The organism is Novosphingobium sp. BL-S-20, from assembly GCF_055521635.1.
This window is the reverse complement of sequence record NZ_CM145493.1, coordinates 1,782,307-1,794,855: the sequence shown is the minus strand read 5'-3', so window position 1 is coordinate 1,794,855 and position 12,549 is coordinate 1,782,307. Positions and strand designations below refer to the sequence as shown.

12 protein-coding genes are annotated in these 12,549 nt (G+C 61.4%); 9 read left to right on the top strand and 3 right to left on the bottom strand.

Going from position 1 to position 12,549, the window contains the following annotated elements; translation table 11 throughout:
• Positions 1-56: 56 nt before the first annotated feature.
• Positions 57-722: a hypothetical protein gene (locus tag ACZ1II_RS07400; RefSeq protein ID WP_465143767.1), complete on the bottom strand. Its 666-nt coding sequence runs from the start codon at positions 720-722 to the stop codon at positions 57-59.
• A 477-nt stretch (positions 723-1,199) separates the two neighbouring features.
• The gene (locus tag ACZ1II_RS07395; protein WP_465143766.1) at positions 1,200-2,033 is read right to left on the bottom strand and encodes an IS5 family transposase; all 834 of its coding nucleotides are present in this window, start codon (positions 2,031-2,033) and stop codon (positions 1,200-1,202) included.
• A 468-nt stretch (positions 2,034-2,501) separates the two neighbouring features.
• On the opposite strand from ACZ1II_RS07395, the gene ACZ1II_RS07390 reads away from it, so the two are divergent.
• From ACZ1II_RS07390 to arsH, 8 genes are all read left to right on the top strand, one after another.
• Complete coding sequence (locus tag ACZ1II_RS07390; protein WP_465143765.1) at positions 2,502-3,086, top strand: RNA polymerase sigma factor; 585 nt, start codon at positions 2,502-2,504, stop codon at positions 3,084-3,086.
• A 260-nt stretch (positions 3,087-3,346) separates the two neighbouring features.
• A complete protein-coding gene (locus ACZ1II_RS07385) occupies positions 3,347-3,823 on the top strand; it encodes a helix-turn-helix domain-containing protein (RefSeq protein ID WP_465143764.1) in 477 nt (158 codons plus the stop codon).
• Positions 3,824-3,862: 39 nt separating this feature from the next.
• Positions 3,863-4,321, top strand: a complete 459-nt coding sequence (locus ACZ1II_RS07380) for a tyrosine-type recombinase/integrase (RefSeq protein ID WP_465143763.1) — start codon at positions 3,863-3,865, stop codon at positions 4,319-4,321.
• A gap of 65 nt (positions 4,322-4,386) precedes the next feature.
• Positions 4,387-4,716, top strand: a complete 330-nt coding sequence (locus tag ACZ1II_RS07375; protein WP_465143762.1) for an ArsR/SmtB family transcription factor — start codon at positions 4,387-4,389, stop codon at positions 4,714-4,716.
• Positions 4,717-4,726: 10 nt separating this feature from the next.
• Positions 4,727-5,140, top strand: a complete 414-nt coding sequence (gene arsC, locus ACZ1II_RS07370; protein WP_465143761.1) for an arsenate reductase (glutaredoxin) — start codon at positions 4,727-4,729, stop codon at positions 5,138-5,140.
• Positions 5,137-5,673 (top strand): N-acetyltransferase family protein, encoded by a 537-nt coding sequence (locus ACZ1II_RS07365; RefSeq protein ID WP_465143760.1) that lies wholly within the window; start codon positions 5,137-5,139, stop codon positions 5,671-5,673. The genes arsC and ACZ1II_RS07365 overlap by 4 nt, the downstream gene beginning before the upstream one ends.
• Before the next feature lie 5 nt (positions 5,674-5,678).
• Positions 5,679-6,707: an ACR3 family arsenite efflux transporter gene (gene arsB / locus ACZ1II_RS07360; RefSeq protein ID WP_465143759.1), complete on the top strand. Its 1,029-nt coding sequence runs from the start codon at positions 5,679-5,681 to the stop codon at positions 6,705-6,707.
• Positions 6,704-7,450 (top strand): arsenical resistance protein ArsH, encoded by a 747-nt coding sequence (gene arsH / locus ACZ1II_RS07355; protein ID WP_465143758.1) that lies wholly within the window; start codon positions 6,704-6,706, stop codon positions 7,448-7,450. Before arsB ends, arsH begins: the two co-directional genes overlap by 4 nt.
• Before the next feature lie 223 nt (positions 7,451-7,673).
• On the opposite strand, the gene ACZ1II_RS07350 is transcribed toward arsH, so the two are convergent.
• The gene (locus ACZ1II_RS07350; protein ID WP_465143757.1) at positions 7,674-8,564 is read right to left on the bottom strand and encodes an SIR2 family protein; all 891 of its coding nucleotides are present in this window, start codon (positions 8,562-8,564) and stop codon (positions 7,674-7,676) included.
• Positions 8,565-8,961: 397 nt separating this feature from the next.
• Between ACZ1II_RS07350 and ACZ1II_RS07345 the strand changes: the two genes are divergently transcribed.
• A complete protein-coding gene (locus ACZ1II_RS07345) occupies positions 8,962-12,348 on the top strand; it encodes a DEAD/DEAH box helicase (RefSeq protein ID WP_465143756.1) in 3,387 nt (1,128 codons plus the stop codon).
• Positions 12,349-12,549: the final 201 nt, after the last annotated feature.

Sequence of the window (12,549 nt, the reverse complement as noted above, 5' to 3'; positions counted from 1 at the left end):
ATTGCCTCGCTGCAGGACTGGTCTAGACACCCATTTTCCTACACCAAAGCAATCGCTTACACCACTCCCGCCAACCCTTCTGACCAAGCCCGATGAATAAGCCGGGTTAGGCGCCCGCCCGCGCAAAATGCCCCGTTGCAAATGCTCAGGGTCAGCTTGCATCTCACCCAAGCTAGCTGTCCCCTGGTGGTGTGCGGTAAAGCTCTTGACGATTCCGTATTATAAACGCAGTGTACGTACTGCACCGATGCAGCTTGAGCTTTGACGGAGAAGAACCATTCGTCGAACGCATCGGTATCATCGTTCGCAGGCTCGACATAGTCCAGGAAGCGCTCTCCGCCGGACGGCAGATCGCCTGCCCGCACTGCTTCGCGATACTGCACCGCAAGTCCCCAGTCATCATTTTGCGCTGCAACCGCGGCAAGGTCCCGGCCCATAACTGGTCGCCACCAGGGCTTCCGCTTGCGAGCAAGGTATCGAACAAATCTATTACGGCTTTGAGCCCATAACTCGGGATCATCCGCAGGCCAGATCGGCTCAATCCAACGCGGTGCAGTGACATCACCCGCCTGCTCAGTCATCGCCAGCGCAAACCTATCACTCAGTTCAGACCAGTCCAGCGCTTTAACAGCGGCAACCCCAAGTGACAGGTGTTCTGCATAGTTCTGACCGTACTGCGTGAAGCCCCCATTGCTGACTTGTCCAACGATGTCGGACCACATCACTTCCTGACATCCGCCAATCGTGTTCTCCTGGGATCCAACTGGTTTTCGACGGAAGAGGGGCGTGAGCTGGCGGCGTTAGTAGAGAGCAAGTTGTTGGATGTGTCTGTCTTCGAGCATCAGGGCCACCCGCTTGAGGAAGTCAACGACGCGATTTCCGGGATGACCGCCCGCAGGGGCGGATTTTCGAACTTCGTTATTTACCCCTGAAAAGTGGCGCGCGCAGCCGACTGCCAGATTTGTCTCTCGGTCCGCGCCGACCGCTCACCATGGCCACCTATTTGGTCTCAAACGATAAGGAAGGCAGATGGCAGGTACCGTTATCACTAATGTTGAGCGTGCGCCCGCGGACGTGATCGATGGTCTCGCTCGATGCGGTGTTTCCACGGTGCATGAGGTACAGGGGCGGATCGGGCTTACGGCACCTTAGCCCATCATATCCACCGGGCCGCTTTTAGTTCCTGACACGGAAGTTCCTCAACCGTAGCAATACCTTGCAGTTCTGCGGGTAAGCATGCGGATAGAGGCAATTGTCGCCCATGCCGTGGAGGATGCAATAGTGGTTTCCCAATCCTTGGCAAGGCGGCGGCATCTGCCAAGCCATGCGAAGGTGCGTTCGACGCCCCATCGCCGAGGGAGAACCTGAAAGCCCTTCGCCTTGTCCGAACTTTTGATGATTTCGATCGTCCAGGCACCCGATCCGGTGGGGGCGGCACGAAGCTTGTCGCCAGCAAAGCCTCCGTCTGCAAAGACATGGCGCAGCCAAGGGAAGCGTTTGCGCACGGCCTTGAGGACATCGACGGCACCGTCGCGGTCCTGAATGCCGGCGGTGTGGACGAGGATGAAGATGAGAAAGCCGCAGGTGTCCGTCAGGATGTGGCGCTTGCGGCCCTTGATCTTCTTTCCCGCATCATAGCCGCAAGGGTCGCCGCTTTCCGTTGTTTTCACCGGCTGGCTATCGATCACACCGGCGCTTGGCGAGGCTTCGCGCACCTCGATCTCCCGCAGGTTCAAGACCAGCACCGTGTTCATGGCTTCGAGCAGACCGGTGTTGCGCCAAACGTAGAAGTAGCGCTGGACCGTCGAGACCGGCACAAAGCACTTGGGCAGAGGCCTCCAGGCGCAGCCGCTTGCCGCAATGTACAGCAGAGCATTCACCACTTCGCGCATGTCCGTTGTGGGGCGTCGACCTGCGCGCCTGGGCGGTGGGATAAACGGCGCCGCCAATTCCCACTCCCTGTCCGGCATATCGCTGGAATAGCGCAACCCTTTCCGGCTATGCTCCTGCCGGGCAATACCAGTCCATGCCATTGATCACTCCATCTCTCGCAGGACGGCGTGAATCACAACATGCTGGTATTGCCTAACAACTTTCGGGGCGGGCTCACACACACTGTCGCTGGGCTTTGCCCGCGTGCAGCTTAATTTGGCAAGGTGGTTCCTAGGTAACAGTAAGCGCGAGGCAATCAGCCATGCTTCGCTGTGCCATACTCTGCTTTTCAAGCATTTTGTCGTGGGCAATATTGATAGCTTCCGACTAACTAAGTTGAATGTAGACTGCTTTATGTGATTGATGCGAAGCTGGACGTGCAAGTGTGACAAAATTTTAACACAGCAGCCGTGTACAGCTCGTTCACGGGAAGACACTGTGGTGCCTGCGGATTTGAGAGCAGCCAGACTCACTGGCTTCCGAATCCGCGTCTTTGACAACTTGGCGATGGGCTCACCTGGCGGTTTATCGAGCCTTGCGCGGTGCGATTTCCATGGACTAGATGCGAGATGACCGAGGATCCCTCTGATCCCCTAGATCCCCCCATTCCACTGAATTCAACAGCCGGCAGCGAAGCAGAGCCGCACTCCGGTGAATATCGCCCGGCAGCGCTGGCTCGTGTTTTTCTCATCATCTACAAGGAGATGCAGCGATACCTCGAGTTTGAGCTGGGTTCACGCGATGCCGCGCAAGATGCGTTGCAGGATACCTGGGAAAAACTGGCTGGCGGCCCGTCAGTCGGACTGGTTCGCAATCCCCAGTCCTATTTACGCAGAATGGCCCTGAACCTCGGGCGCAACCGGCTGAGGACAAGAACGCGCCTTGTCACACTCGATCAGCCCCTGATCGATGAATTGGCAGACACGTCTCCGGATCCGGAACGAACCGTGCTGGCCGCTGATGAGCTTGCAAAAGTGACGGAGGCGCTGAGTGAATTGCCGGAGCAGCGGCGCGCGATCTTCCTCGACAAGTTCAGGGACGGCCTTTCTCTCGATGAAACGGCGAGTTTGCGCGGGCTTCATCGGCGAACCGTCCAGAAGGAGCTCAATCGCGCGGTTCGCTTCTTTCGAATTCGACTCGGACGAGAGCCGTAATGCGGGGTTTTTCAGCAGTTAGAAAAAAATTTCGTGGGAAGGGGCGCATTTGCTCCTCGCCAGGTGTCTGGAGTTGGGAATTACAGGGTTTCCTCCGTTGCCGGTTGCAGGCGTTTGCCCGCGGCCTGCCGGTGGTGGCCGCTAAGTGGCGGGTCGATCCCACGGTGGGAAGATCGAGGCACTTGCATCCCGTTGGAGGTCGCGATGGCGACTGGGTACGCGTGAACGCGGGCCAATGCGGTGTTGCGTCTGGAGACGCTTTGACCGAGCCGGGTTTGTTCCGGCGTGGCCGCCCGCCGATGCGCAAGGGCAGCGGCATTTTCCGGCGTCGCCCGGTGCTCTCGGATTGGCAGGTGAAACTGGCCAAGACCTTTTTGCGATCAAGGTTATCCCAGCAGGTGAGCATAGCCGAGGTGGCGAGCCTTTGCGGACTTTCCACCTGCTATTTCATAAAGGCCTTCACTGAGACCGTCGGCGTGGCGCCTTATTCCTGGCTGATCGCACAGCGGATTGAGAGAGCCTGCTTGTTGATCGGAAGGGATCAGCCCTTGGCACAGGTCGCACTTGAATGCGGCTTCACCGATCAGAGTCATTTTACCAAGGCTTTCGCGAGACAGATCGGGATGACGCCGGCACGTTGGCGGCAACATTCCATGAGCAGGTATTCCGCAGCCTTGCCATCTCGGGAGATTTCAGCGGCTGCTGACCGTCATGACGAGGCGGGCATCATCGTTTGAGATTGTCGCTGCAGAAATAGCCGCAGATTACCGCGGCGCATGTCCGATGCCTTCAAAGGTCGGAAGGAGCGAGCGACGCCTATTACCAAAACCGCGCAACATGCGCTGAGTGAGTGGCTGACGGAACCCGCTCGCCTGAAGACATCAGTGCTGTTCCCGACGATCCAGGTGGCGCGGATGAACTCAGATTCCGTGCAATATCTTCTGGCAAAGTATGTTGGCCAGCCAGCAAAGGACTGCCCGTCCCTGCGAAGCAAGCGGGTTTCTCCTCATATCCTTCGCCATAGCGCAGCGATGGAATTGTTGGCGGCGGGTGCGGACACGACGGTCATTGCCCTGTGGCTCGGGCATGAGTCGACCCGATCGACCCAACCATATCTCCATGCACACATCACGATAAAGGACGCTGCCCTCGCTCGGCCTGAGTCCGTTTCCGGACAGGCCGATTCACGATTCAAAGCGGATGATCAACTCCTCGCGTTCTTGGATTCGCTATAGAGATTTAAACCGGTAATTTACGATGTATTGTTGACCTCGATGATTGCATCGGATAAAAGCGATGCATGGGCACCGGCGATGCACTCTCGATTCTCTCCGCGCTCGGCCATCCTACGCGGCTCGATGCGTTTCGCCTCCTGATCAGGCATGAGCCTGAAGGACTGTCGACCGGCGAACTGGTCGAGGCTTCAGGGCTGACCCAGAGCACGTTTTCGACGCATCTCGCCGTGATGGCGAAGGCCGGACTGGTGCTTTCCGAGAAGCGTGGCCGCCAACAAATCCAGCGCGCCAACCTCGACGCGCTGCGCGGACTGATGGTCTATCTGGCCAAGGATTGCTGCCAGGGGCGTGCCGAACTGTGCGAGCCGCTTCTGGCCGAACTTACCTGCTGCTGAAGAGGCAACAATGACCGATATCGTGATCTATCATAACCCGCTTTGCGGGACCTCTCGTAATGCCCTGGCCATGATCCGCAATGCGGGCATAGAGCCTCATGTCGTCGAATACCTGAAGACGCCGCCAAGTCGCGCATTGCTGATGGAACTCATCGCGCGGGCCGGCATCACCCCGCGCGCTCTGCTGCGCCAGAAGGGTACGCCTTATGCCGAACTGGCCCTCGGCGCCGACACCTTGACGGACGAGGCCTTGGTCGACGCGATGATGGAGCATCCCATCCTCATCAACCGGCCGCTTGTGGTGTCGCCGCTCGGTGTGAAGCTCTGCCGCCCTTCCGAAGAAGTGCTGGACCTCCTGCCTACCAAGCAGCGCGGCACTTTCGTCAAGGAAGACGGCGAAGTCGTGGAAGCGACCCGGCGATGACCCTTTCGGTTCGTAAGGCGACGGTCGACGATGCGCAGGCCATTGCGGCCATCTACGCCCATCATGTCTTGCATGGCACGGCGACCTACGAAGTCGTGCCGCCGACCGAGGAAGAGACCGTTGAGAAGATCTTGACGGTGTCCGGCCGGGGCTGGCCGTTCCTCGTCGCCTGCGATGGCGATCAAGTGGTCGGCTATGCCTACGCCACGCAGTTCCGGGATCGCCCCGCCTACGCCTATGCTTGCGAGAACAGCATCTACGTGGCGCACGACCGGCGGGGCGGGGGCATCGGCAAATTGCTGCTCAAGGCCCTGCTGGAAGCCGCCGAGGCTCACGGGTTCCGCCGCATGGTTGCAGTCATCGGCGGGGCGGAACCTGCCTCGGTAGCTCTCCACGGTTCCTGCGGTTTTGAGCACGCAGGGCGCTTGACCGGCATGGGCTGGAAGGCCGGCCGCTGGCTCGACACGGTTTACATGCAGATCGCCTTGGGCAGCGGTATTTCGACCGCGCCTATCGCTCCTGGGAAGGACTGACGACCATGTCGCTTTTCGAGCGCTATCTCTCGCTCTGGGTGGCTCTGTGCATCGTAGTCGGGATCGGTCTCGGCCACTTGCTGCCGGGCGCCTTCGAGGCGATCGCAGCGCTGGAGATCGCCAACGTCAACCTCGTGGTGGCGGGCCTGATCTGGCTGATGATCATCCCAATGCTGCTGCGGGTCGATTTCGGAGCGCTCCACAGCCTTCGGCAGCACTGGCGCGGCATCGGCGTCACCCTTGTGGTGAACTGGGCGATCAAGCCATTCTCGATGGCGCTGCTTGGCACGTTCTTTCTCGGCTATCTGTTCGCGCCGATGCTGCCTGAAGGCGCATCGGCGTCCTACATTGCCGGGCTGATCCTGCTGGCTGCAGCGCCTTGCACCGCGATGGTCTTCGTCTGGTCTAACCTCGTCGAGGGCGAGCCGAACTATACCCTGAGTCAGGTGGCGCTGAACGACCTGATCATGGTCTTTGCCTTTGCGCCGCTGGTAGGACTGTTGCTGGGTGTGGCATCGATCACCGTGCCGTGGAACACGCTGGCGCTGTCGGTGGGGCTCTACATCATCGTCCCGGTGGTCATCTCGCAACTGCTACGCCGCGTGCTCCTTCGCGGCGGTGAGAAGCGGCTCCAGCATTTCCTGTCAGCCATCGGCCCGATCAGCCTTGCCAGCCTGCTGTTGACGCTGGTGCTGCTGTTCGGCTTTCAGGGCGAGCAGATCATCCGGCAACCGCTGGTCATCGCGCTGATTGCCGTGCCGATCCTGTTTCAGGTCTATCTCAATGCCGGCATCGCCTATTGGCTCAGCCGCTGTTTCGGTGTGGCATGGTGCGTCGCCGGTCCTTCGGCTCTGATCGGCGCCTCCAATTTCTTCGAGCTGGCCGTGGCCGCCGCCATCAGCCTCTTTGGCCTCAGTTCCGGCGCCGCGCTGGCAACGGTCGTAGGCGTGCTGGTCGAAGTGCCGGTGATGCTGTCGATCGTCATTTTGGTGAAGCGGACCCGCCCCTGGTACGAGAAAGGTATCTCCGCATGAGACTGCGCGAACTCGCCGCCCCCGATCATCTTCCTGCCCTGGACAAGGCTTTCGCGCTGGCTCGTCCCGCCGCTGGCCTTGGCCCGGACCAACCGCCTCCGCGCATTCTGCTGCTCTATGGATCGTTGCGAGAGCGCTCGTTCTCACGCCTCGCCGTGGAAGAGGCGGCGCGCCTGCTGCAATTCTTCGGCGCCGAGACGCGGATCTTCGATCCCAGCGACCTTCCGCTGCCCGATCAAGTCGCGGGAGACGATCACCCTGCTGTGCATGAATTGCGAGAGCACGCGCTCTGGTCGGAAGGCATGGTCTGGTGCAGTCCGGAACGACACGGCCAGATCAGCGGCATCATGAAGACGCAAATCGATCATCTGCCGCTCCAGATGCGCGGTATGCGACCGACGCAAGGCCGCACGCTTGCAGTCATGCAGGTGTCCGGCGGCTCGCAATCGTTCAACGCCGTCAATTCACTGCGCCTGCTGGGCCGCTGGATGCGGATGTTCACGATCCCCAACCAGTCGTCGGTGGCGATGGCCTACAAGGAGTTCGACGAGGACGGCAGGATGCGGGCGTCGAGCTATTACGAGCGCATCGTCGATGTGATGGAAGAACTGGCCCGCTTCACCGTGCTGATGCGGCCGTACGCGGCGCGACTCGTGGACCGCTACTCGGAGCGGAAGGAGGTAGGTATCCCGGTCGATGCCACCACAGATCATTCGGCGATTGCCATCGCTCCACAGCGCTGAAAAGCTGGCTCCACACCGCGCAACTATGCCGAATGGTTGGCTGCGAGATCAGCGGAAATCCCGCGATTTTTGCAGAGGGTTTGGCATAACCTCGGGCTCGGCATAAATCCCCGACCTTCACATCGACACGTTCGGGAAGGGGCGGAATTTCAAATGAGAAACCGCCTGGCAGTCCCTGTCGCCTCGACCTGAGACTAACCGGGAACGAGGTACCTGCCGTTGATCAGTTCTCCCAGGCCGTGCTGTCGTAGATTTCGCTGTGCGCGCCGACCGGTACGCATTTGAAGCCTACGGATTCGAGAAACAGCAGATGGCCCTCTTGGGAGCTGTCGGTCGGATCGTTCCTGTAGACGTACCAGGCATCTTGCTGAAGCTCGGGGAACTTCGCGAAAAAGCGGGCCCGTTCGATGAGCAGCCAGCGCAGGAACACTTCGTCTTCCCTGAGCCCCAGCCCGAATACCAGAAGGGGCCGCTTGAGCATGATCTGCAGCCAGGTGTGACGTCCCGTCCAACTGGACAGGCCGTCAGGCTTGAAGATGCCGGTCTGGCGCTTTTGCATCCATCCCCGCGCGCGCTGCGCAAGGCCGACATAGTGGCTGAGCCCGAGACGGATGCTGCTGGGATGGCGGGCCATCCCGTTGATGTGCCAGATGCCGAAGCCCGCGCAGGGATCGTCGTGCAGCGTGTGCGCGAAGCGCGTGTCCCAAGGGTAGAAGGCAGTGAACCTTCGGTGCCTGGTCCGCAGCTCTCTTGCGCCCACGGCATCGGCAAGCACATTGTCGAAATTTGTGGTGAGTACAGGGACGTCATGTCGCTCTGCCCACCCCATGATCCGGCGGTGGTAATCGCTGATCTGCCAGTCGCCCATCGCCGTGCAGAACTGCCTGGCCATTTCGGCGCCCTGGTTTTGCCTGCGCAGGGCCAGGATATCGAAGAACTCGATGTTCGAAAGGCCGGCCGGCCAATCCTTCAGGCCAAGGCCGCTTTCGTTGGCGAGCTGGAGCAAAAGACCGCGCCAGGAATTACGGCTCGGGCCGCCGGCAAGGTGGATTCCGTTGCCGATAATAAGAGCAAGCTCTTCGCCGCGCCTGTGCAGGATATCTGAAAACTTCATCATGCCTCCAGCCGGCACTTAGCGTAAGCGTGAAGACGCTTTCCCGATTTGCATAAGCCGATATCCATCGCTGGCGAAATATCAATTGCTTGTGCCGTTTGTGCGCCCGCCGCCCCGCCCTCGCCCCTCCATAGTCTTGACGGATCGCGTGGGCACGCACTGTCTCCTTGCGATGAAAAACTGGTAACTTGCCATGGCCGATGTCCCTCGGCACCGCCCAATGGGGGGCGCCTGACCTTCCGGTTTGGCATGAGATCGATATGCTGCCTCGGCCTGACTTTCTGCGCGCCGACTTGTATCAGCGGCGGCGGCTAGGTGTCCTGCTAATGGGAAATGTAACGGAAATGCACCCAGCCGTGCATCATAAGGTTCGAGAATTGAATCGGAAGGAAGGGACATGACGAAATCCGGGGCGCATCCCTTCAGCCAGTTCGGTATCGCCGAGCTGGAGAAAATAGTTGCTGGAAACCTGACCGATCGCGCGACGCTGGAGGCTGTTCTGAGTGAACTGGGCTTTCGCCATACACAGCAGGCAGAGCGCCTGCGTCTGCGGCTGGAAAAGACGCTCCAGACGGCTTGCCCAAGTTCGAGGGAGGCCGAAGCTGTGACCGATCGCGCCGCTGAGGCCAATAGCGGCTCGCAGCCCAAACCGTCGCCCGAACTCCCGTTCTCGGCGCATCAGCATCGCAGGGCTGAAGCGCAGCCTCGCAAAGGTGAAGCGGCGCCGGTGGTCCCGGAACCGCTTCCCGGTCGCGCGCAGGAAAACCGAATGGAGGACATTCTTCGCGCCTGGACGGTGCTGGAGGTTCTCTCACCCGCGACCTTCCGGCGCCCGGCCGATCTTGCTGCCGGCGACAACCGGCGGATCGCACGGCTCGATCGCGGACTGCCCTGGGATGATGGCCCTGCAAGGGGAGCCATGGGCACCAGGGTCTATTTCCAGATCGTGCTCGGGACCGTCTCCATGAAGCCGGCGATGGACCAGCTTTTGGCCCGCTTCGCGGATAAACGGCCGGAAAAACCTCAGGCAAGGGGAGAGAACCCGCTCGCGATCGTCGTTGTCGACCGCTTCGGCAGGCCTGTTCCGGACGCCTGCGCGACCATTTCCAGCTTTGCCTGGGGACTGCCCCGGGCGCTGCGCGACGAGCCATCGACACTGGCAGCCTGGACCGCGCAGGAGGAGCGGCTGCAGGGTGAGCTCCATTCCCGCCTTTACTGCGAGGATGAAACAGACGGTGTGCGCCCGCTCACCCTTGCAACCCTGAACGCCGCTTTCGAATGGCTCGTCGATGAATGCGGGCTGGAGCGCGGCAGTGTCTCGCGCCCGTCCTTTGCGGTCCGTTCGCTGGTATCGTCGAGATCCAACGAACCGCCTGAGCCGATCCTGCTCAACAGTTTTTACCTGAAAGATCTGGCAAGAGCGGGCGAGCTCGTTCGCAAGGGCCAGTGCCCCGAGACCTTGCAGCGCTTCCTCGGTGCAAAGCCGCCCGCCGAGCGCCGCGACCTGCTGAGTGACAGGGACGCGGTAGAAAGCGCGCTCGCACCGGCGCGATTTCCTCTCGCCCGCTGGCCGGGGGCAGGGCGCCATCCGCTCGTCCTCATGCAGCAGGCCGCAGTCAACCTGGCAAGCGAGCAGCGCGCGGGCGAGATCCTTGCCGTCAACGGTCCGCCGGGTACGGGCAAGACAACGCTGCTGCGCGATGTCGTGGCGGCGCTGGTCAGCCAGCGGGCTGATGCGATGGCGCGGTTCGACGATCCGGAAACGGCGTTCACCGCATCGGGCCAGAAGCAGCGCTTCGGCAGCGCCTTCGTGCACCTCTACCGGCTGGACCCAAGCCTGAAAGGCTTCGAGATGCTGATTGCATCCTCGAACAACAAGGCGGTCGAGAACGTCAGCGCCGAGCTTCCGGCAATCGGGGCGGTGGCCGAGGATGCCGCGAGCCTTCGGTACTTCGAGCCTTTGGCCGACGAGCTGCTTGGTACCAAGGCATGGGGGGCGATTGCGGCGGTGCTCGGCAACGCCGGCAACCGTGCTGCGTTCCGTGACCGGTTCTGGTGGAACAAGGAAACCGGGCTTTTTGGGTATTTGAAGACGGTCTGCGGCACGCCTGCTGAAATCGATCTGCCCGGCGGCGCGACCCGGCCGCCGAAAATCGTCTCCGACATGCAGCCGCCGAAAGATCGCCGCGAGGCACTGCGCCGATGGCATGCCGCGCGTGCTCGTTACACGCAGCTTCGCGGGCGCGTCGAAGCGCAGCACGAGGCGGCTGAAACGCTTCGCCTTGCATCCGTGCATCTGCCCCGACTTGAACGTGCATTCGAGGCCTGCCGGGAGCACGCGGCGATGCGGCCCGGTCTTCTCGCGCGCCTGTTCGGTTCGGCCGCCTGGCGTCAGTGGAAGGCCGAGCACCTGGACCTCTCGGCTACACTGGCGAAATCCGGCCGGCCCCTCGCGAAAGGCGGGGCCTTGCCGTTATCCGAAGCCGTGCTGGCAGCTTCGCCGTGGCTGCGGTTCCGGCCCGGGCAAGCGGTGGAGGCAATCTCCGGCGCGCTTCGTCCAGCCCTCGCGGCTTTGCGCGGGCAGCAGACGATCCGAGGCGTGCCTGTGCTCGATGACGCGTTCTTCGATGGCCCGCGGGAGACCGTCCAGACGGCTGCCCCCTGGCTCACGCCCGCCGAGCACCGCGACCGGGATGCGTTGTTCGAAGCCGCGCTCGATCTGCACCGGGCCTTCATCGACGCCGCCGCCAAACCGCTGCGGCAGAACCTTGGCATGGCCATGCAGGTGCTCGACGGCAAAGGGCTCGATGCTCCCGAAAAGGACAGCCTGATACCGGACCTGTGGTCCAGCCTCTTTCTGGTGGTGCCTGCGGTGTCCACGACATTTGCCTCTGTTGGCAACATGCTGAAGATGGTCCCGCCCGAAGGGCTGGGCTGGCTCCTTGTCGACGAGGCAGGGCAGGCAAGCCCCCAGCAGGCCGTCGGCGCTCTCATGCGTGTGAAGGGGGCGATTGTTGTCGGCGATCCCGTCCAGGTCGAGCCCGTTGTCCTTCTCCCGGAAAGCCTCACGGGCGCTATCTGCCGAAGCTTCGGCGTCAATCCTGATCGGTTTTCCGCTCCGGCCGGATCGGTGCAGACGCTGGCGGATGGAGCAACGTCTTCCTTCGCCGAGTTTCCGGCAAGGTCTGGCACGCGCACCGTCGGCGTCCCGCTTCTCGTTCACCGGCGCTGCGCCGACCCCATGTTCAAGGTGGCCAACCGCGTAGCCTACGAAGGACTGATGGTGCAGGCGAAAGCTGCAAGGACTTCGCCGATCCGCGACCTCCTCGGCCCCGCGCGCTGGATCGATGTTCGGGGCAGCGGTGAAGACAAGTGGTGCGAGGCGGAAGGGCAGACGGTTGTCGGCTTGCTTGAAGAGATCGCTCGGGCAGGGCTGGAGTTTGATCTCTATATCGTTACGCCGTTTGTCATCGTCGCCGATGGCTTGAGGCGGATGATTGCGGAGAGCCCGGTGCTGGCGCAAGCAATCCCGGATATTGCGGCCTGGGCGCGTAGCCGGGTCGGAACTGTCCATACCGTCCAGGGCAGGGAGGCTGAAGCGGTTTTGTTCGTGCTGGGCGCGCCCGATGCTGCGCAGTCAGCGGCAAGGAACTGGGCGGGTAAGACGCCGAACTTGCTGAATGTCGCCATGACCCGCGCGAAGGAAGTCGCTTATGTGATCGGTAATCGGGAATTGTGGAAACGGGCGGGGGTGTTTGCCGATCTTGACGGGTTGGTGGGGTGATGGGCTGGCGTCGTTCATGTCAGTGAAGTCGGACAGTCCGGAACGGCGGCTTCGCAGGCATGAGAACGGGATAGCGGACATTCTATCGCCCCGGTGCCGACCCTGTGTGGACGGCTCTCCGTTGGCAAGTGGCATATTGAGCTTTTGCAGCGGTGGTTGGTGCGGCCATGTGTCCGGCCTTTTGATGCGGCACATATTACC